Annotated in this window: 21 protein-coding genes; 6 read left to right on the forward strand and 15 right to left on the reverse strand. The window is 63.6% G+C overall.

All coding sequences use genetic code 11. The features are described from left to right. Positions 1-102 precede the first annotated feature (102 nt). A complete protein-coding gene (locus NKJ55_RS05230; protein ID WP_352448969.1) occupies positions 103-609 on the reverse strand; it encodes an OsmC family protein in 507 nt (168 codons plus the stop codon). A 323-nt stretch (positions 610-932) separates the two neighbouring features. Here NKJ55_RS05230 and NKJ55_RS05235 point away from each other — a divergent pair, with 323 nt between their 5' ends. Next, positions 933-1,841, forward strand: coding sequence for a DMT family transporter (locus NKJ55_RS05235; RefSeq protein WP_502904457.1), 909 nt, complete (start codon positions 933-935; stop codon positions 1,839-1,841). 196 nt (positions 1,842-2,037) lie between these two features. On the opposite strand, the gene NKJ55_RS05240 is transcribed toward NKJ55_RS05235, so the two are convergent. Then, positions 2,038-2,892: a LysR substrate-binding domain-containing protein gene (locus tag NKJ55_RS05240; protein ID WP_352448970.1), complete on the reverse strand. Its 855-nt coding sequence runs from the start codon at positions 2,890-2,892 to the stop codon at positions 2,038-2,040. 114 nt (positions 2,893-3,006) lie between these two features. Between NKJ55_RS05240 and NKJ55_RS05245 the strand changes: the two genes are divergently transcribed. Together NKJ55_RS05245 and NKJ55_RS05250 are read left to right on the forward strand one after the other, a co-directional pair. Then, a complete protein-coding gene (locus tag NKJ55_RS05245; RefSeq protein WP_352448971.1) occupies positions 3,007-3,414 on the forward strand; it encodes a tautomerase family protein in 408 nt (135 codons plus the stop codon). A 141-nt stretch (positions 3,415-3,555) separates the two neighbouring features. Beyond that, positions 3,556-5,778 carry an AMP-binding protein gene (locus NKJ55_RS05250; protein ID WP_352448972.1) on the forward strand — a complete coding sequence of 741 codons (2,223 nt, stop codon included), beginning with the start codon at positions 3,556-3,558 and terminating at the stop codon, positions 5,776-5,778. A 121-nt stretch (positions 5,779-5,899) separates the two neighbouring features. Here NKJ55_RS05250 and NKJ55_RS05255 read toward each other — a convergent pair whose 3' ends face one another. The 3 genes from NKJ55_RS05255 to NKJ55_RS05265 form a co-directional block, all read right to left on the reverse strand. Further along, the gene (locus tag NKJ55_RS05255) at positions 5,900-6,163 is read right to left on the reverse strand and encodes a hypothetical protein (protein ID WP_352448973.1); all 264 of its coding nucleotides are present in this window, start codon (positions 6,161-6,163) and stop codon (positions 5,900-5,902) included. Between the two features lie 249 nt (positions 6,164-6,412). After that, on the reverse strand, positions 6,413-7,228 hold the full coding sequence (locus NKJ55_RS05260) for a CDP-alcohol phosphatidyltransferase family protein (protein ID WP_023677728.1): 816 nt from the start codon (positions 7,226-7,228) through the stop codon (positions 6,413-6,415). A 3-nt stretch (positions 7,229-7,231) separates the two neighbouring features. Then, positions 7,232-7,930, reverse strand: a complete 699-nt coding sequence (locus NKJ55_RS05265; RefSeq protein WP_023677729.1) for a phosphatidylserine decarboxylase — start codon at positions 7,928-7,930, stop codon at positions 7,232-7,234. A gap of 264 nt (positions 7,931-8,194) precedes the next feature. On the opposite strand from NKJ55_RS05265, the gene NKJ55_RS05270 reads away from it, so the two are divergent. Beyond that, on the forward strand, positions 8,195-9,061 hold the full coding sequence (locus NKJ55_RS05270; RefSeq protein ID WP_352448974.1) for an SMP-30/gluconolactonase/LRE family protein: 867 nt from the start codon (positions 8,195-8,197) through the stop codon (positions 9,059-9,061). Positions 9,062-9,066: 5 nt separating this feature from the next. Here the strand turns inward: NKJ55_RS05270 and NKJ55_RS05275 are convergent, their stop codons facing one another. From NKJ55_RS05275 to NKJ55_RS05290, 4 genes are all read right to left on the reverse strand, one after another. Further along, positions 9,067-9,414 (reverse strand): antibiotic biosynthesis monooxygenase, encoded by a 348-nt coding sequence (locus tag NKJ55_RS05275; RefSeq protein ID WP_352449213.1) that lies wholly within the window; start codon positions 9,412-9,414, stop codon positions 9,067-9,069. A gap of 89 nt (positions 9,415-9,503) precedes the next feature. After that, positions 9,504-11,390, reverse strand: coding sequence for an ABCB family ABC transporter ATP-binding protein/permease (locus tag NKJ55_RS05280; protein ID WP_023677732.1), 1,887 nt, complete (start codon positions 11,388-11,390; stop codon positions 9,504-9,506). 20 nt (positions 11,391-11,410) lie between these two features. Continuing rightward, entirely contained in the window at positions 11,411-11,785 is a 375-nt protein-coding gene (locus NKJ55_RS05285) for an ArsR/SmtB family transcription factor (protein WP_023677733.1), read from the reverse strand. A gap of 60 nt (positions 11,786-11,845) precedes the next feature. Then, positions 11,846-13,351, reverse strand: a complete 1,506-nt coding sequence (locus NKJ55_RS05290; protein ID WP_352448975.1) for a LysM peptidoglycan-binding domain-containing protein — start codon at positions 13,349-13,351, stop codon at positions 11,846-11,848. Between the two features lie 114 nt (positions 13,352-13,465). Between NKJ55_RS05290 and NKJ55_RS05295 the strand changes: the two genes are divergently transcribed. After that, positions 13,466-14,077 (forward strand): LOG family protein, encoded by a 612-nt coding sequence (locus NKJ55_RS05295; protein ID WP_352448976.1) that lies wholly within the window; start codon positions 13,466-13,468, stop codon positions 14,075-14,077. 66 nt (positions 14,078-14,143) lie between these two features. On the opposite strand, the gene NKJ55_RS05300 is transcribed toward NKJ55_RS05295, so the two are convergent. Continuing rightward, positions 14,144-15,049, reverse strand: a complete 906-nt coding sequence (locus NKJ55_RS05300) for a LysR substrate-binding domain-containing protein (protein WP_352448977.1) — start codon at positions 15,047-15,049, stop codon at positions 14,144-14,146. Between the two features lie 99 nt (positions 15,050-15,148). On the opposite strand from NKJ55_RS05300, the gene NKJ55_RS05305 reads away from it, so the two are divergent. Beyond that, positions 15,149-15,439, forward strand: a complete 291-nt coding sequence (locus tag NKJ55_RS05305; RefSeq protein ID WP_352448978.1) for a muconolactone Delta-isomerase family protein — start codon at positions 15,149-15,151, stop codon at positions 15,437-15,439. A 55-nt stretch (positions 15,440-15,494) separates the two neighbouring features. On the opposite strand, the gene rarD is transcribed toward NKJ55_RS05305, so the two are convergent. The 5 genes from rarD to NKJ55_RS05330 form a co-directional block, all read right to left on the reverse strand. Beyond that, positions 15,495-16,427 carry an EamA family transporter RarD gene (gene rarD / locus NKJ55_RS05310; RefSeq protein WP_352448979.1) on the reverse strand — a complete coding sequence of 311 codons (933 nt, stop codon included), beginning with the start codon at positions 16,425-16,427 and terminating at the stop codon, positions 15,495-15,497. A gap of 83 nt (positions 16,428-16,510) precedes the next feature. Beyond that, positions 16,511-18,133, reverse strand: coding sequence for a citramalate synthase (gene cimA / locus NKJ55_RS05315; protein WP_352448980.1), 1,623 nt, complete (start codon positions 18,131-18,133; stop codon positions 16,511-16,513). Then, entirely contained in the window at positions 18,130-19,086 is a 957-nt protein-coding gene (gene pip / locus NKJ55_RS05320) for a prolyl aminopeptidase (RefSeq protein WP_352448981.1), read from the reverse strand. Before pip ends, cimA begins: the two co-directional genes overlap by 4 nt. Continuing rightward, positions 19,083-19,559, reverse strand: coding sequence for a GFA family protein (locus NKJ55_RS05325; RefSeq protein WP_352448982.1), 477 nt, complete (start codon positions 19,557-19,559; stop codon positions 19,083-19,085). The genes pip and NKJ55_RS05325 overlap by 4 nt, the downstream gene beginning before the upstream one ends. After that, positions 19,556-20,047 carry a GFA family protein gene (locus tag NKJ55_RS05330; RefSeq protein ID WP_023677742.1) on the reverse strand — a complete coding sequence of 164 codons (492 nt, stop codon included), beginning with the start codon at positions 20,045-20,047 and terminating at the stop codon, positions 19,556-19,558. Before NKJ55_RS05330 ends, NKJ55_RS05325 begins: the two co-directional genes overlap by 4 nt.

Genomic DNA, 20,047 nt, shown 5'->3' on the forward strand with positions numbered 1-20,047 from the left:
CGCTCCTTCGCTCAACTGCCTCTCCAAAGAATCCTTTCTCAGCCTAAACTCAACCCCAAAATCGCCATATGCGATTCCCCTGCCCCTCAAGGGGGGAGATCGTCAGCGTCGCGCGCTTACCGTCAGCTCCGGCTTCTGGCTGATGGTCTGGAACACGACGCAGTAGCGCTCGGTCAGCTTGAGCAGCGCATCGATGCGCTCCTGCGGCTCGTCGGTGTCGAGGCCAAATGTCAGCCGGATGGCGCGGAAGCCAACCGGCGCATCCTTTGCCACGCCAAGCGTGCCGCGAAAGTCTAGGTCGCCTTCGGCCTCCACCGTGGCGGCCCCAAGCTTGAATTCCAGCGCCGTGGCCACCGCCTTCAGCGTGACGCCGGCGCAAGCCACCAGTGCCTCCAGCAGCATGTCGCCGGAGCAGAGTTCGAGCCCGGTGCCGCCGGTCGCCGGATGCAGCCCGGCAATGGCGATCGCCCTGCCTGTCTCGACCTTGCAGGCGATCGATTGGTCGTCGATCGAGCCTTTGGCGCGGAGAGTAATCAGCGCGCGCGAGGCGTCGTCGCGATAGGCCACCTTCAGCGGCGCCTGCATGGCCTTCAATGCGATCGCGTCCATTTCGTTTCTCTCCCATAGTTGCCTGGCTTCGCCGCCTAACGGCGATGCCGTCTGCCCAAACGCAAGTCTCCACTGGCGTAGCGCTTGGCAGGGTTTCGCCCGTATAGCCTGACGATACGGGGAGCATCCAACGCCTTCACACCGTCTCTCGCAACACATTCGTAAGGCCGCCGGACATATGGCCGACATCGCCATCGTGGAAACCCGCGAACGGGTTCTTGCCGGAATCCTGTTCACCGGGGCTGCCTACCTGCTGTTTTCGATGCAGGACGCCTCAAGCTGACACTATGGTGTGTCAGGAAGGGGCAGCGTAGGCTGGTGAGATGACGGGATCGCTGGACATGCCATGCACAGTGGGAAGCGCCCGCGAGCGTACCCTCGGCATCATCCTGGTCTCGGCATCGGCGGCCGTCTTCGGCCTCACCGGCGTGCTGACCAAATCGATCCATGCCGACCCGCTGACCATTACCTGCTGGCGCGGCTTCGTCGGCTCGATCCTGATCAGCCTCTATGTCCTATGGCGCCGCCAGCGCTCCGGCGGTCGCGACAGCTTGCGGCTCGGCTGGCGAGGCTGGCTGCTGGCGATCGAGGGCGCGCTCGCGAGCATCGCCTTTATCTCGGCGTTCAAGTTCACCTTTGTCGCCAATGTCGCGATCATCTATGCCACGGCCCCGTTCGTCACCGCGCTGCTGGCCCTCCTGTTGGTCCGCGAGCCGTTCCGGCTGCAGACGCTTGCCGCCGCTGCTGTGTCACTATGCGGTGTGGCAATCATGGTCTGGTCCGGCTTCGGCACCGGCCATTTGTTCGGCGACGGGCTGGCGCTGCTGATGACGATCGGCAGCGCGCTCTACATGATCATGGTGCGCGCCTTCCGCGACACGCCGGTGGTGTGGGCGGGTGCGGTGTCGGCATTCCTTCTGTTCGTGCTCGGCTGGTTCGTCGCCGATCCGCTGGCTGTCTCGGCCAGGGACGCTGTGCTTCTAGCCACCTTCGGCGCCTCGTTCGCGCTGGCTTCGATCCTGTGGACGGAGGGCACCCGGCTTATTCCGGCGGCCGAGTCCGGATTGCTGGGTTCAGCTGAAGTGCCATTCGCGATCCTGTTTGCCTTCCTGTTCCTGGCGGAGATCCCGCCGGCAGCCAGCATGGTCGGTGGCGCCATCGTGCTTTGCGCGGTGTTCGCTCACGCCGGCCGCGACTGGCTGATGGCCAGGCAGCGCGCAGCGGATGCATGACCAATCCTCGCCGCGTCCGAGCGCGAGTTGGTGGTCCGATCACGAGAAATCCGGTCCTGAAAATTAATTTGAAAAGTCATGGAACCATCATAGGGCTCAGGCATTATGGCTGCGACGGGCCACCCCAAGTCCCCCCAAACCCCTCGGCCCGTCCTACTCAGAAGCCGACCGCAAGGTCGGCTTTTTCTTTGCTGGCTCAATTGACCAAGGCCAGGTTGCCGCTGAACAACGCGGCCAGATCCTGCGCCGGCCGGTCGGCATCCTCACGCAAGCGGACGGCGAATTCGGCGACCGGCACCGGTGGCAGATCAAGATCGCGCGGCGCCTCGACGATGCCGGAATGAGCGAAGCGCGCCGTCCTCAACGTCAAGGCGATGCCGGCGTGCACCGCCGTGCGCAGGCCGGCAAGGCTGGCACTGCCGGCAGCAATGCGGTAGCGACGGCCGGCCGCATCGAGTGCACTGGTCGCCGCTTCGCGAAACCCGCAATGGGGATCGAGCAGCGCCAAGGGCAGTTCGTCGTGGCGGGTGGCCAGCCCGTTCTGTGAGCAAAGCCAGATCATTGGTTCCTTGAGCACACCGACCTCGTCCCGTGTCGGCACCTGCCGCATGGCAATGGCCAGATCAAGGGTGCCGGCCTGCAAAGCCTGCGCCAGTTCGGCGGAACGGCCGACGCGCAGTTCGATCCTGACGCGCGGATGGCTGACAGCAAAAGCCCTGAGAAGCTGCGGCAAGCCGCTGTCGGCGAAATCCTGCGTGGTGCCGATGGCGACGCGCCCGTCGGCGTGCGCGCCTTTGAGGGCCAGCCACGCCTCGCGGTGCGCGGCAAGGATGCGACGCGCGTGAACGATCAGATCCTCGCCTGCCGGCGTCAGGCCGCGCCCTCGCCCCTGCGGCACCAGCAGCGGTTCGCCGACAACATCCTCCAGCCGCTGCATCTGCGCGGTCACTGCGGACGGCGAGCGACCGACGATCGACGCGGCCCGCGCCAGGGAACCGCCATCGACGAAAGCGAGGAAAGTCTTGAGGAGGTCGGGATCGAACATCTGCACAATTCGATACTATCAAAGTGTTTATCAAAAACAATTCGATTTTTTTGATCAAAGGACGATGGCATGATTTTCTCGACGGCGAAGAGGCGCCGCTTGAAACCGAGGAGAAGAAATATGCCGATCATCAATGTCAGCGTTACCGGCAAGCCCGATGCCGCTTTGTCCGCCGCCATTGCCAAGGAAGTGACCGAACTGACGGCCACGCATCTGCGCAAGGACGCGACGATCACAGCTGTTGCCATTTCCTATCACGACCCCGAGCACTGGTTCGCCGGCGGCAAGTCGCTGGCCGTGCATGGCACGAACACGGCCTGGCTCGACATCAAGGTTGTCGACGGCACCAACACCAAGCTCGAACTGGAGGCGTATCTGCAGGCAATTTTCGCGGCATTCGGCCGGCTGCTGGGTAAGGTGCATGAGGAAAGCTACGCCCTCGTGCATGAAGTGCCTGCAGCCGCCTATGGCTTTGGCGGCAAGACGCAGGAATTCCGCTTCATCAGCGGAAGGATGAAAGCGGCGTAGCTGCGATAGGCAGCCGAGCCGAATCAAACATAGGAGAGAAGGAAAAATGGAGCCGCATTGACGTTGATCCAACTTCGGCTAGGTTCTCACCCGAAGCGGCCACTGAAGAGCCGCGACGTGAGATCGTTGGGAGATGCGGCGATGATCCTGACACTGGCGCTGCTTGCGGGTCTTGTCGCGGCCTGGCTGCTGATCGGCGTGGTGGAGAAGTTCCGCCTCGGCCTGCGTTTGAGCCAGGCGCTGCTCTACGTGCCGTTCAAGCTCGCCTACCGGATCAGCGACGAGCGCATCAAGATTGCGCGCAGGTCGGTGGCCCCGGTCATCTATGTCATCTGGCATCAGTCACGCATCGAGCCGGCGCTGATGCTGTCGCTGCTGCCGGAGGACACGCTGCACATCCTCGACCAGGCTTCGGCCAGATCGCCGTGGCTGGAGCCGTGGCGCGAGCTCGGCCGCACCATCGCCTTCAACGCCGAGCATGTCTTCGTCAGCCGCAGATTGGTGCGGGTGCTGAAGGGCAAGGGCCGGCTCGCCGTTTACCTGCCGGATGCGGTCGAGCCAGACGTCAAGTCGTTTCGGTTGTTTCGCGCCATCACCCGTATCGCCATGCAGGCCGACGCCCGTATCGTGCCGGTCTTCGTTGCCGGCGCACGCAGCCTGCCGGCCTCGCTGACGCCGGCGGACAAGGCGCCGCGCCATTGGTTTCCGCAGCTGTCGATCAGCGCGCTGGAGCCGATGACCATCGCCGAGCTGGTGGCGCGGAACCCAGATCAGGCCTCCAACACCAATGCGCTGTTTGATCGCTTCGCCGAGGCCAGGCTTTTCGGCAGTGATCTCGACCGAGGGCTGTTCCTCGCCATGCGCGATGCGGCCGACCGTGTTGGCGCTTCGCACCCAATAATCGAGGACGTCATTAGCGGTGCCCTGAGCTACCGGAAAGTGTTCATCGGCGCCAGGGTTTTGGGCCGACGGTTCGAGGCAATAACAGCGCCGGGCGAAGCGGTTGGGCTGCTCCTGCCCAACGCCAATGGCGTCGTGCTGTCGTTCGTCGGACTTTTGTCGGCTGCGCGGGTGGCAGCAATGATCAACTATACCGCCGGCCCGGCCAGCGTCACCGCCGCCGTCCGCACGGCGATGATCCGAACCGTGGTCTCCTCACGCGCCTTTGTCGAAAAGGCCAACCTCGCCGACATCGTCGAGGCGGTGGAAAAGGGCGGGGCGAAACTGCTGTGGCTGGAGGATGTCCGCGCAAGCGTGACCGTGCTGGACAAGGCCGCAGCCGGCTTGCTGTGGCGCTGGCCGTTGCAGCGCCAGGACGCAGCCAAGCCGGCGGTGATCCTGTTCACCTCCGGCTCGGAAGGCACGCCCAAGGCCGTGGTGCTGTCGCACCGGAACCTTCTTGCCAATGCGATGCAGGCGGAAGCTCGCATCACCATCTCGCCGGCCGATATCCTGCTCAACGTGCTGCCGGTGTTCCACTCGTTCGGGCTGACCGGCGGCACCATCCTGCCGCTGGTCACCGGAGCAAAGCTGTTCCTCTACCCGTCACCGCTCCACTACAAACTTATTCCGGAGGTGGCGCGCAAGGTCCGGCCGACGGTGATGTTCGGCACCGACACGTTCCTCGCCAACTATGCCCGCACCGCCAAGGACGGCGATTTTTCCAGCCTGCGCTTCGTCGTGGCCGGTGCCGAGGCGGTGAAGCCGGAGACGCGCCGGGTTTACCGCGAGCGCTTCCAGGCTGAGATCATCGAAGGTTTTGGCTTGACCGAGGCCGCACCAGTGGTTGCCGTCAACACCGCCATCCACGGCCGCGACGGAACGGTCGGGCGGCTGCTGCCGGCCATGCGCATGAAACTCGAACCGGTCGAAGGCATCAGCGACGCCGGCCGGCTGTGGCTCGACGGGCCGAACCTGATGATGGGCTACATGACCGGCGACCGGCCTGGCGAGTTGCAGCCGCTCGAAGGCTGGCACGACACCGGCGATATCGTTTCGGTCGATCGCGAAGGCTTCATCACCATTCGCGGCCGCGCCAAGCGCTTCGCCAAGATAGCCGGCGAGATGGTATCGCTTGGTGCGGTCGAGATGCTGGTGCAGTCGCTGTGGCCGGAAGAGCATCACGCCGTGGTGGCAGTGCCGGACAAGCGGCGCGGCGAGCGCCTCGTTCTGGTCACCACCGCCGACAATGCCGACCCCGACGAATTGCGCGAATTCGGCAAAAAAGCCGGCGCGGCCGAACTGATGGTGCCGAACGACATCGTCAAGGTCGAGGAGATCCCTGTACTGGGCTCCGGCAAGACCGACTATGTCTCGACTAAAAAGCTGGCGCTCGAGAGGCTGGGACTGAGCGCAGCCGCCTGAGGTTTGCTGTCGAGAACTCTAAAGCGCGTCGCGTTCGACCGGCCTTGTGCGACGCGCTTTAGATTCTTGCTTTTATGCATGCCGTTATCGCAAAACCGCTGCACACTTTTGCGCGAATGCATTAGAAGACCACCACCGACAACAGCAGAATGGCGCCGACGCCCATCATCAGCAGGCCCGGCCAGTTCTGCGACAGGCCGAGAAAACGGAGCCCGCGCCGCCGCGGCTCCAGGGTCGGACCTGGTGTTGCGAGATTAGGCGTCGGACTATCCGGCGCGGTGGAGACAGCGGCCGGCTCACTAAGCCGCCCGCGCATGATGGCCGCAACCGCCATATAGACGAGGCCGGTGACAGTCAGTAACGCGCCGATGAGGATGACAGCCATTTCTCCTCGTTTTCCGATGGTTCTGCGTCCGATGCGGCAGCTTGCGCTACGTTGACGACGTATCACAAGCAGCCGCTCAAGCGGACCTACCAACACAAACGGTCTAGCCGCCCAGCAAGTTCCGAAAACGGGGTTTTTGAGGTGCGTTCCACAGCGCCGCGCGCTGTGTGAGCCGGTCCTGATTCTAAACGGACGACGCTTTTCGGAATCGTGCACTGCCAGGCGCAACGCGAACTGGCACCAAATCCGTCAGCCAATATCCGAGGACGGCACCTTCTCGCCTTCGCGCTTGGCGCGTCTCGAATAGGCCCGCACGCTGAACGGCAAGAAGACCAGATAGCCGGCAACCGAGGCCGTCAGTGTATACCAGGGATAGGTCATCAAAAGCAGGACGTAGAGGACGACTGCGAGGATGATCGGCAGCACCCTGTCGCCCGGTATCCTGACGCTCTTGCCGGAATAGACGGGCAGTCTGCTGACCAGCAGGAACGCCACCAATATTGTAAAGCCGGTGGCAATGAAGGCTGCCAGGCGGCTGGGTTCAAGCCCAAGCCTGAGGAAGAACAGATAGAGCGGCAGCATCACAAGCACCGCACCCGCCGGCGCCGGCACGCCGACGAAATATTCGGTCTGCCACTGCGGACGGTCGAGCTCTTCGTCGAGCACGTTGAAACGGGCAAGCCTCATCCCACAGGCGATTGTGAACAGCAGCGCGGCGATCCAGCCCGGCGAACCTGCCCTGTCGAGCAGAAAGGCATAGAGCACGAGCGCCGGTGCCACGCCGAAATTGACGATATCGGCCAGCGAATCCATCTGGGCGCCGAATTTGGAAGTCGCCTTCAGCATTCGCGCCAGACGGCCGTCGATACCATCGAGGAAGGCCGCGAGCAGCACCATCACCACCGCTGGCTCGAAGCGGCCCTCGAAGCCGAAGCGAATACCGGACAGTCCGGCGCAGATGGCGAGCACCGTGACCAGATTGGGCAGCACCATGCGCATCGGGATTTCGCGAATGCGCGGGCCACCGCCGCCATGCGCCTCGAATTTCTTGAACGGCGGCGCCACCGGTCAGGAGATCCGCACGAGCGGCGTTGCGGCAACGCCGCCGAATTCCGCCAGCACCGTCTCACCGCCAACCGCGGTCTGGCCGACGGCGACACGCGGCGTCGCGGTCGAGGGCAGGAATACATCGACGCGCGAGCCGAAGCGGATCAGCCCGAAACGCTCGCCGGTGCCGATGGCGCCGCCGGGCTCGGCCCAGCAGACGATGCGCCGCGCCACCAGGCCGGCGATCTGCACCGCGGCGACCGTTCCATTGGGGCTTTCGATGACCAGCCCGTTGCGCTCGTTCTCGGTGCTTGCCTTGTCGAGTTCGGCATTGAGGAATTTTCCTGGCCGATGCTCGATCCTGGAAATGCGGCCACGCACCGGAGAGCGGTTAACGTGGCAGGAAAAGACGTTCATGAATACCGAGATGCGGGTCATTTCGCCGCCGCCGAGGCCAAGCTCGCGCGGCGGCACGGCCGGGCCAACCGCCGAAACGATGCCGTCGGCCGGGCTGACAACCAACCGGTCGTCGATCGGCGTGACACGCTCGGGATCGCGGAAGAAATAGGCGCACCAGGCCGTCAGGATGAGACCGATCCAGAACAGGGTCGAGGAGAAGTAGCCAAGAAAGAGCGTCGCCGCGCCGAATGCAGCGATAAAGGGATAACCCTCGCGATGGATCGGAACGAACGCATTCTTGATCGTGTCAACGAGGCTCATGGGATGAGGGCAACCTTGGTTCCAAGTCCGGCCTCAATAGCGGAAACACCCCGCGGTCGCAACGCGACAATGAGAGCGCTCGTGGGGTGGCGGTCGCCGCCGTTTCAGGATGCCGTTAGCAGCATCCGGACTGCCGAAGCGATCAACCGGAAATGTTCATTGCGATTGTCGGAACGCAGCACTCTCGCCCGTCCTTGGCAAGACAGCGCCTCTCATCGGCCTTTCGGCCATGACGATTTGCGCAAACCCGGAGGTTCTCGGCCCATGCAGAAATCAGCAGCTAGGCAAGTGCAAGTGGTGATGAACGGCTTGGCCTTCGGCGAGTCACCGCGCTGGCACGATGGCCGGCTGTGGTTCTGCAACTGGGGCACAGGCCAGATCATCGCCGTTGACGCCCTAGGCAACAGCGAGATCGCGCTCACCGTGCCGGCCATCCTGCCCTATTCCATTGACTGGCTGCCGGACGGGCGCCTGCTTGTCGTCTCCGGCTGCGAAGGGCTGATCCTCAGGCAGGAGGCAGACGGGAGGCTGGTCACCCATGCCGATTTGAGACACCTGTCGAAGAGCCCGTGGAACGAGATCGTCGTCGATGGACGCGGCAACATCTATGTCAATGGTGGTGGGCCTGCTCCGGGTCCCGGCCAGCATTTCGGCCCCGGCGCCATCGTGCTGGTCGCGCCTGACGGCTCGGTTCAGCAGGTGGCTGAGAACCTCGCCTTCGCCAATGGCATGGCGGTGACGCCTGACAACAAGACGCTGATCGTTGCCGAGTCCCACGCCAACCGGCTGACCGCCTTCGACATCGCTGCCGATGGTGGCCTTTCCAACCGCAGGGTCTGGGCCGATCTCGGCAACGGTTTTCCCGATGGCATCTGCCTCGATGCCGAAGGTGCGGCCTGGTATGCCGACGTTCCGAACCGGCATTGCGTGCGGGTGCGCGAGGGCGGCGCGATGCTCGAAAGTGTCGATGTCGACCGCGGCTGCTTTGCCTGCATGCTCGGCGGCAGCGAGGGAAAAACGCTGTTCATCGTCGCAGCCGAATGGCGCGGCTTCGAACATATGATCAGCGATGCCCGTACCGGCCAAGTGCTCAGCGTCGACGCTACTGCGCCGGGCGCCGGCTGGCCGTAGAGAGCTTACATCCCGGGAATCCGCTGATAGTTGGCAATATCGGCCTTGACGCCAAGTCGCGAAATGGTCTCCTGAGGATTGAAGCCGATGCGCTCATGCGCAGCCTTGATGATCGGCACGACCTTGTCGACGGCGGCCTGCCCTTCCCATTCGACAATAGTCACGAGGTTGAACTCGCCCGGCCCCGAGAATTGCTCGAGCAGGAAATCCTGGACGAACCCTTGCTGCTGGCGCAGCAAATCATGCGTCATCCGGACCTTGGCAAGAATCTCCTCGCGGGCGTTGGCCGGAACGACAAACTTGTCCACCCGGAATACACTGCCGCCACTAACTGCCTGATTTATCCCATTCATATCGATTGTCTCCGTTTTTGAACGACGCATCTTGCTGCGATCCAAAACGGCCTACGATCTCAACTTAAGTTGAGGTCAAGCACGAATTTTCAGCTCACCTCCGAGGTGCGGCGGCGGACGACGACGCCGAACTCGTCGCTTTCGCGGGCAATGCGCAGCCGCTCCTCGGCCTCGCTTGCCTCGCGCTGGCGGTCCCACATCGATGCATAAAGGCCGCGCTTGGCTATCAAGGCGACATGGGTGCCGCGCTCGGCGATCTGGCCATCCTGCAGGACGATGATCTCGTCGGCCGAAATCACTGTGGACAGCCGATGGGCGATGACGAGGGTGGTGCGGCCCTGGCTGACCAGGTCGAGTGCCGCCTGGATCTCCTGCTCGGTGTGGCTGTCCAGTGCCGAGGTCGCCTCGTCGAGCATCAGGATCGGCGGTGCCTTCAAAATGGTGCGGGCAATCGCCACCCGCTGCTTCTCGCCGCCGGACAGTTTTAATCCGCGCTCGCCGACCATTGAGCGATAGCCGTCGGGCAGCCGCTCGATGAACGGTCCGATCTGGGCCAGTTCTGCCGCCTTGCGCACATCCTCCTCGCTGGCGCCGACGCGGCCGTAGCGGATGTTGTAGGCGATGGTGTCGTTGAACAGCACCGTGTCCTGCGGCACCATGCCGATGGCGGCGCGCAAGCTCTCCTGCGTCACGTCGCGAATGTCCTGGCCGTCGATCAGAATCTTGCCGCGCTGGATGTCGTAGAAGCGAAACAAAAGCCGCGAAATGGTCGACTTGCCGGCTCCGGAGGGGCCGACGATGGCCACCGTCTTGCCGGCTGGCACCTCGAAGCTGATGCCCTTCAGGATCTTGCGGTTCGGGTCGTAGGAAAAATGTACGTCGCGGAACTCGACCCTGCCGGCATCGACGACCAGCGGCTTGGCGCCCGGCCGATCAACGATCTCACGCTTGACGTCGAGCAGATCGAACATGTTTTCGATGTCGGTCAGGCCCTGGCGAATTTCGCGGTAGATCATGCCGATGAAATTCAGCGGCACCGAAAGCTGCATGAGCATGGCGTTGACGAAGACGAAATCGCCGACGCTTTGTGTGCCCGCCTTCACCTCGAGCGCCGACATCACCATGACGACGGTCATGCCGATACCGAAGATCACACCCTGGCCGAAGTTCAGCCAGCCAAGCGAGGTCCAGGTCCTGGTCGCCGCCAACTCGTAGCGCGCCGTGGACCGGTCGAACCGCTCGGCCTCCATGGCTTCGTTATTGAAATATTTGACTGTTTCGTAGTTGAGCAGCGAGTCGATCGCCTTCGTGCTGGCTTCATTGTCGCTTTCGTTCATCTCACGGCGGATCGAAATACGCCAATCGCTCGCCCTGACGGTGAACCAGACATAGAGCCAGACCGTGACCGCGATCACCAAGACGTATAGCCAGCCATAGGTGACGGCGAAGATGCCGGCGGTGAGCGCGAATTCGACGATTGTCGGCGCCGTCGCCAGCATGGTGAAGCGGACGATCGTCTCGATGCCCTTGGTGCCGCGCTCGATGACGCGCGACAGTCCGCCGGTGCGCCGTTCGAGGTGGAAGCGCAGCGACAGTTCGTGCATGTGCACGAAGGTGCGGAAGGCGAGCCGGCGCACCGCATGCTGGCCGACCCGTGCAAACAGGGCGTCGCGCAACTGGTTGAAGCCGAGCTGCACCAGCCGCACGGCATTGTAGGCGACGACCAGCATGACCGGCGCCAGCAGCAGGGCGGGCAGCGGCGGCGGCGATTTGCTATCGCCGGCCAGTGCGTCGGTCGCCCATTTGAAGAAATAGGGTCCGGCCACCAGGGTCAGCTTGGCGACAACCAGCAGTACGGTTGCCCACACCACGCGCGCCCTCAGGTCGGCGCGGTCGGCCGGCCACATATAGGGCCAGAGATTGCGCAACGTTCTGAAGGTCGAGCCGGAATCTGCGGAAACGGTTTTCTCGGCCATTCTTGTTTACCTTTATGATTTTAGCGGCCGGAGCAGCAGGAATCGACCAGCGCGGCCAGCGATGCCGAAACATCGGCGAGCGCGGCGCGGTCGAGCTCATAGCGCGAGCGCTGGCGGTCAGGCTCGAAGCGGATCAGCCCGGCCTCGACCAGGATCTTCAAATGCTGGGAAACGGTGGACTGCGCCAGGTCGAGATGCTCGACGACCTCGCGACAGCAGCAGGAACGGCTTGCGGAAAGGTGTTTGAGAATTTCGATCCGCGCTGGATGCGAAAGGGCCGCGAGCCGGACAGCGACAGCGCGGCTATCCGGCGTGCAGTTGGCCGGCGTGCAGTTGGCCGGCGCGCGTTCATCTGCCGCGCGGCTTCGGTCCGTTACGAGGGGGGATTCGGTCATCGTCCATCGGCGATAAACGATGACTGGCGCTGCCGCAAGCTATCCTGATGGGCAGAACGGCTACTCGGTCTTGACTGGCGCCGTCGTCATCTGGTCGCCCATTGCCTTGAGATCGGCGGGCTCGCCTTCCTTCGATTTCTCCGGCACCTTGAACACCTGCCCCGGCCAGATGCGGTTCGGATTGCTGATCTGGTCCTGGTTGGCGAGATAGATGGTCGAGTAGCGCATGCCCTGGCCATAGACCCGCCGCGAAATCCGCCACAGCGTGTCATGGCGGCGGATGATGACTGCGCCATCGGCATGTTCGAGCTTTGGCGCCACGGTCTCGGGAGTTTCGCCCGGAGGCGTTGCGACAGCCATTTCGGCCGGGGCCTCGGTTGCAGGAGTGGGGGCAGTTGCGGGCGTTTCGGTGGCCGTTGCCGGTGCGCCTTCGGTCGCCGGAGCATTCGGCTCGGCTGGTTTTATCCCGGCAGGCTTCTGCTCGGCCGGCGCCACGGCCGCAACCGCCTCACCAGGCTCGCGCTCGAACGGCACAGCCGCACGGGCAACCACCGTCACGCCGTCGGCATCGAGCGCATCGACGTGGATGGTGTAGGTGCCGACCGGGATGTCGCGTGTCGCTTCGACCAGGAAGTGGCGGTCGGGCGAGGTCTTCGCGTCACCGAGCAGGATATCGTTGGCATACGCACGCACCTTGCGGCCGGGATCGGCGACGCCGGCAACGAAAATCTTGTTGCCGTCGATTTCGACAGCTTCGACGACGATCTTCGGCTCCGCCGCGGAAGTAGCGGGCGCTGCCGGTGTGGCGGGCGCTGCCGGAGCCGGCGCGGCTTCAACAGCGGCCGGCGCGGCAGGAGCAGACGCTGCTGGAACATCAGCCGCCGGGGCGGCTGGCGCCGGCGCTGCGGCAGCCGGCAATTCGGTGCCGGTTGCGGGTGGCTGAACGGCCGCCTGTTCGCCGACAGGCGGCGAGGCGTCAGATTTCGCCTGAGGGGCCGGAACAGTGAGCAGTTCGGACGGCTTGCCCGGCTCCTCGACCATTGCCAGCACTTGGCCGGTGGAATTCTGGGGGATCGAAACGACGGCGGTCTGCGCCGAGGCGGTCACGACATTGCCAGCCGTCGAGCGCAGTGTGATCGTGTAGTCGCCGGGCTTCAGCGGATCGTCGAGAATAATGGCAAAGGCGCCGTCAGGGCCGGCGACCGTCGAGCCGAGCACAGCCGAACCGTTGAGAATCTCGACCTTGGCGTTGGGCGCCGAATTGCCGGCGACGACGATCGAGCCGTTGCTTTCGACGCGCACGATGTCGAAGGTCGGCACGATTGCACCTGCTGCTGCCGGCGCGGCGGGCGCTGCGGCATCGGTGGACGCGGCGGGCGCAGGCGGCAGCCGGCCCTCGGTCGCCGGAGCGGCCGGTTTCGAAGCCGGCGGCGTCAGCGCCGCGACCTCCGCAGGCCGGGTAGAATTGAGATACGGGTCGAGCGCGCCCGATACATAGGCGGTTCCCGCCGCGGCGACAGAGCCGCCAGCCGCGAACAAAAACGCCTTCAATGGATTAATTGCCATGTTTCCCTGCCCCTTAGCCACCTAATTTCGGTCTAGCCTGTTTTACCAAAGCCGACAAGAAAAAGCCCGCCCCAGGGCTTGACCATGCCAATAGTCCCTATCACCAGTCATAACATGAACACGATTCGATCTGTCTGCGTCTATTGCGGCTCGTCCCCGGGCCGAGATGAAACCTATATCAAGGCCGGACACCTGCTTGGCCGCTCGATCGCCAAGTCCGGCCTGCGTCTGATTTATGGCGGCGGCACTAAAGGTATCATGGGTGCCGTCGCTGAAGGGGCATTAAAGGCCGGTGGCAAGGTAACCGGCATAATTCCGCGTTTTCTGATCAACAGGGAGGCGACCGAAACCGCGCTTAACCGGCTCGACGAGCTCGTCATCACCGACAACATGCACCAGCGCAAGCACAGGATGTTCGAGAAATCCGACGCCTTTGTGGCGTTGCCCGGCGGCATCGGCACCGTCGAGGAGATCGTCGAGATCATGACTTGGGCGCAGCTCGGCCATCACCGCAAGCCGATCGTCTTCGGCAACGTCGGAGGGTTCTGGGATCCGATGCTGGCGTTGCTCGACCACATGGCAGCGGAGGGCTTCATCCACACGGCGCAACGGGTCAAGCCGCTGGTGGTCGAGGATCCGGAAGCAATCGTCGCCGCTATCATGGTGGCAGGATCCTCCGTCGATGCACCGACGGAGGGCGTGCAGTCGGTGATTGATAAGATGTAGAGTGAATGGTGAATGGTGAAGTAGAAGACTTTCCAAACCGGCGCCTGTCTATTCACTATTCACTATTCACTCCTTCCCTACTGCCTTCCTCAAGTCTCCGATGACCGCACGCTTGTCCTGACGCCGCCAGGCGAGATGGATCGAGACGGTGCGTTCGAACCACAGCAGATCGCGAAACACGATCTGAGGCGGCGCGGCACTCCGCAGGCTGGCCTGCACCGTCGCCAGCCCAAGCCCGGAGCTGACCAAGCCCAACGACGTCAACGGATCGGTCGTCTCATAGGCTATGTCGGGCAGGAAACCGGACTTCGCACAGGCGGCGAGAAATTGGCTGCGGTTGGTGTCGTCAGGCTGGCGCACCACCGTGATCCAGGTACGGCCGTCCAGTTGCTGCGGCAGTATCTCCGCGATTTCTGCCAATGGATCGCCTTCCGGCATCGGCAGAACCAGCGGCTCGCGCATGATGAGCATGGCGGCGATGTCGGGATCGTCGGCAGAAGGAGGCGTGTAGACAAGGCCCAGATCGAGCGATCGTTCGCGCAGCGCTTCGATCTGAGCGGCGGAACGCTGACCCTTCAGTTGAAGATGAAATTCGGGCCGGTCGCGGCGAAACTGGCGCAGCATCCGAGCGACAAGCCCGGCATGGACCGCACCTTCCACATAACCGATGGCGAGACGGCCGACCGTACCGCTGGCGAGATTGCGGCCGAGCTCCTCCAGCCGTTTTGCATGGGCCAGCAGCGCACGCGCCTCGGCAAGAAAAGCGCGGCCCTCGGCATTGAGATGAACACGCTGCCTCGCCCTCTCGAACAGTGCGACGCCCAGCTGCTCCTCCAGCTGAATGATCTGACGGCTGAGCGGCGACTGCGAGATGTGCAGCAATTCGGCGGCACGCCCGACGTTGCCGGTTTCGGCCACCGTGATGAAATAGCGGAGCTGGCGCAGGTCGAACATTGTTGCTTCGATGCTCAAGTCCCGTGAGGTCTCAAATTTAGCCTAATCAGTCTTGGACTGTCTGGCCAGGGAAGCGAATATTTCCGCCATTCCAACGGCCAACATCAGGAGATTCCGATGCAGTTCTTTGCCCTTCTTGCGCGCAACACCGAAAAGTTCACCGACGCCGATTTCGCGCCGCTGCTGCCTGGCGAGGCCGAGCAGCGCCGCACGCTCTATGCCGAAGGCGCCGTGCGTCAGGTCTGGAATCGAGGCGACATTCCCGGCAGCGGCATGATGTTCGAAGCCGGCAGCGATGCCGATGTGCGCCACCATCTTGCAACTTTACCGCTGGTCAAGGCCGGCATGATGGATATTGCCGCCGTCGTGCCGCTGCAGCCATATCCCGGCTTCGGGCCGAAGCGCTGAGCGCTCGTGAAAGACGCGGCTGCCGGCATTAAGACCGGCCAGCCGCCTTTCTTCGTTACGCGGCTCGAGCTGATGCGGAAACGGTCTTGCGCGCCGAAGAAAACATCGACCAGGAGTACATCGCCAGTGCCGCCCAGATCAGCCCGAAGGCTATGGCCTGAACACTGCCGAAGGGTTCGCCGAAAATCAGCACCGCGATCAAAAAGACGATCGTCGGCGCGATATATTGCATGATGCCGATGGTGGAGAGGCGCAGCAGCCTGGCGCCGAACGCAAACAACAGCAGAGGCACGGCGGTGACCGGACCGCAGCCGATCAGCAACGCGGTGTCGTTCAGCGAGCTGGAGACGAAATGATCCTGTCCTGTGGCGATCAGGACGATGATGTAGCCGAGTGCCGGCACCGACAGCAGCAGCACTTCAAGCAGGAAGCCCTGGCTCGGGCCGATTGGCAGCGTCTTGCGGAAGAAGCCATAGGCGGCAAAGGAAAAGGCCAGCACCAGCGACACCCAGGGCAGCTTGCCGGCGTCGATGGTCAGCACCGCGACCGCGATTGTCGCCAGCACCACCGCCGCGATCTGCAGGCGGTCGAGCCGCTCGCCGAGGAGCAGCGCGCCGACAACGACGCTGACCAGCGGGTTGATGTAATAGCCGAGCGCGGTCTCGATGGTGCGGTCGACCGCGATCGCCCAAACATAGATGCCCCAGTTGACCGAGATCAGCGCCGCCGTCAGCACCGCCATCGAAATGATGCGCGGCGAACGAACTGCCGCTTTGAAATCGGCAGTGCGGCCGGCCCAGACCAGGACAGCGGCCGCGATCGGCACCGACCAGACGATGCGGTGGGCAATGACTTCGGCCAGCGGCAGATGCGCGACAGCCTTCATGTAGAAGGGCAGCAGCCCCCAAAGCAGGTAGGCGCCGAGCGCCAGCAGGAAGCCGCGACGAGCTTTGGTGTCGGCCTCGATGTGAAGTGCTTGGGTAGTCATGGCCCAAGGCTATGCGCCAGCGGCTTGCCCAAAACCATCGCAAATTGCTGATGGATCAATGGAGTCTCGCTGATGGTTCAACGCTACTCCGCCGCCGCCAATCCCGCCATGTCGCGGTTCTTCATCAGCTTGTAGACGATCGAATCCATCAACGCCTGGAAGGAAGCGTCGATGATGTTTTCGGAGACGCCGACCGTCCACCAGCGCGCGCCGGTGCCGTCATGCGATTCGATCAGCACGCGGGTGATCGCCTCGGTGCCGCCGTTGAGGATACGCACCTTGAAGTCGGCCAGCTCGAGATCGGCGATCTCGCTCTGGAATTTGCCGAGATCCTTGCGCAGCGCAATGTCGAGCGCGTTGACCGGGCCATGGCCTTCGGCGACCGACATCTTCTCCTCGCCCTCGACCAGCACTTTCACGATCGCCTCCGAGACCGTCTTCAGCTGGCCGTTGGCATCGAAGCGGCGCTCGACCATGCAGCGGAACGAAGTGACGCGGAAGAATTCCGGCAGGCCATGCAGCATCTTGCGCGCCAGAAGCTCGAAGCTGGCGTCGGCGCCTTCGTAAGCGTAGCCCTCCGCCTCACGTTCCTTGACCACGGCGATCAGCGCGTCGAGGCGATGGTCATCCCGGGGCATGTCGATGCCGCGCCGCTTCAGCTCGGCGAGGAAATTGGCCTTGCCACCCTGGTCCGAAACCATGACGCGGCGGCGGTTGCCGACAGTCTCTGGCGGCACATGCTCGTAGGTCGCCGGCTCCTTGGCCAGCGCCGAGGCATGGATGCCGGCCTTGGTGGCGAAAGCGGAGGCGCCGACATAGGGCGCCTGCGCTTCGGGCGCGCGGTTCAGCAACTCGTCGAAGGCGCGGGACAGGCGCGATATACCGGTCAACGCCTCTGCCGAAATGCCTGTAGCAAAGCGGCCCGAAAAGGCCGGCTTCAACGCCAATGTCGGCACGATCGAGATCAGGTTGGCGTTGCCGCAGCGCTCGCCGATGCCATTCAGCGTGCCCTGGATCTGGCGGACGCCGGCCTCCACGGCGGCAAGCGAATTCGCCACCGCCTGGCCGGTGTCGTCATGGGCGTGGATGCCGAGATGGTCGCCCGGTATGCCAGCGGCGATCACCTTTTCGACGATGACGCGCACCTCGGAGGGCTGCGTGCCGCCATTGGTGTCGCACAGCACCACCCAGCGCGCGCCGGCATCGTAGGCCGTCCTGGCGCAGGCCAGCGCATAATCGGGATTGGCCTTGAAGCCGTCGAAGAAATGCTCGCAGTCGACCATCGCCTCCTTGCCGGCAGTGAGCGCCGCCTCGACCGAGGCCTTGATCGCCTCGAGGTTCTCCTCATTGGTGCAGCCGAGCGCGACGCGGACATGGTAGTCCCAACTCTTGGCGACGAAGCAGATGGCGTCCGACTTCGACTGTACCAGCGCGGCAAGCCCAGGATCGTTCGAGATCGACACTCCTGCCCGTTTGGTCATGCCAAAGGCAACGAACTTGGCATCGGCCGTGCGACGCTCGGCAAAGAAGGCGGTGTCGGTTGGATTGGCGCCGGGGTAGCCACCCTCGACGTAGTCGATGCCGAACTCGTCGAGCAGCTTGGCGATGGCGATCTTGTCCTCGACGGAGAAGTCGATACCCGGCGTCTGCTGACCATCGCGCAGCGTGGTGTCGAACAGATAAAGGCGCTCGCGAGCCATGGTCATTTCCCGGCAAACATGTCCGTTGCGCGGATCAGCCTGTCGAGGATGCCCGGCTCCGAATAGGCGTGGCCGGCGCCTTCGATCAGATGGAAATCCGCTTTCGGCCACGCCTTGTGCAGCGCCCAGGCGTAGCGCGCCGGGCACGGCATGTCGTAGCGGCCGTGAACGATGGTACCCGGGATATCCTTAAGCTTCCATGCATCGCGCAGCAGCTGTCCCTCTTCCAGCCAGCCGGCATGGACGAAATAGTGGTTCTCGATGCGGGCGAAAGCCAGGGCATAATCATCCTGGCCGAAGGGACCGCTGGTTTCCGGTTCCGGCAGCAGCGTGATCGTCTCGCCCTCCCACAGGCTCCAGGCGCGGGCGGCCTCGACCTGCGCCACAGGATCGCTGCCGACCAGCCGTTTGCGGTAGGCGGCCATCATGTCGCCGCGCTCGGCCTCCGGGATCGGCGCCAGAAACCGCTCCCACTTGTCGGGGAACATCTCCGACACGCCGAACTGGTAGTACCATTCGAGTTCGGCGCGGGTCAGCGTGTAGATGCCGCGCACGACCAGTTCGCTGACCCGCTCGGGGTGGGTCTCGGCATAGGCCAGCGCCAGCGTCGAACCCCACGAACCGCCGAACACCAGCCATTTGTCGAAGCCGCACATTTTTCGCAGGCGCTCGATGTCGGCGACCAGGTGCCAGGTGGTGTTGCATTCAAGCGAGGCATTGGGCGTCGATTTTCCGCAGCCGCGCTGGTCGAACAGGATGACATCGTACAGCTTCGGATCGAACAGCCGCCGGTGCTTTGGCGAAATGGTGCCGCCCGGCCCGCCATGCAGGAAGACAGCCGGCTTGGCCCCTCTGGTGCCGGAGCGCTCCCAATAGACCTGATGGCCATCGCCAACGTCGAGCATGCCGGACTCGAAAGCCTCGATCTCGGGATAGAGGGTACGGAATTCGCTGCTCATAATTTCAGGCCCTGCTGCGGCCAGTTGGCCGTCTCGTGATCGGGATGCTGGAAGGAGATGATGGATTCCTGTCGCGCGTAGAAATCCGGGTCGTCATGGATCGGCGCGTCGAAGATCGTCTCGACCCAAGGCAGCCTGGCGGCGTAGTTAACCTGGATCTGCGGCGCCAGATCGGAACGGTCGTCGAAGGCGCCGATGGCGATCTCCAGCGCGCCGGGCTGGCGGTAGGTCAGCGGTGTGCCGCAGCGGGCGCAGAAGCCGCGATCGATGTTGACCGACGACTGAAAGTAACTCGGCTCCTCGCGCACCCATTCGACGCCGTCGCTCGGCACTGTCACCAGCGCGCCGAAAAACGACCCGAACTGTTTCTGGCACATGCGGCAATGACAAATGGACGGGCGGCCGAGCGCCCCGTGGATGCGGAAGCGCACGGCGCCGCACTGGCAGCCGCCAGTACGAACGGTTTCGGTCATGATTTTTCCTCCGGCGGCCATTGTTCGGTGTCGTGGTCGGGATGTTGGTAGGAGACGAGATCGGCGAGATAGGAGGCCGACGAGACGTCGGCCATCGTTTCCTCACCTGGCAATTCGTGGACGTGATCCACGTACGGGAGCTTGGCTTCGACACCCCATTGGATGGTCGGCGCGATCTCCTCGGGGTGGTCGAATGTGGCGATGGCGAGGGCCACCCCGTCGGGCGCTTCGAAGGTCAGCGGCGTGCCGCATTCGGCGCAGAAACCGCGCAAAGCCGCGTTGGACGAGCGGAAGCGTTTGGGCTCACCGCGCGTCCAGTCCAGCCTTGCGCCGCGCACCGAGACCAGCGGCAGGTAGAAATTGCCGCTCGCCTTCTGGCACATGCGGCAATGGCATACGGAAGCATCGCCGAGAGCTCCTTCGACGCGGAAGCGCACCGCGCCGCACTGGCAGCCGCCTGTATAGACCGGTCTGTTGTCGAGGCTCAT

The sequence above is a fragment of the Mesorhizobium sp. M0106 genome, from assembly GCF_040322715.1.
Classification (GTDB): domain Bacteria; phylum Pseudomonadota; class Alphaproteobacteria; order Rhizobiales; family Rhizobiaceae; genus Mesorhizobium.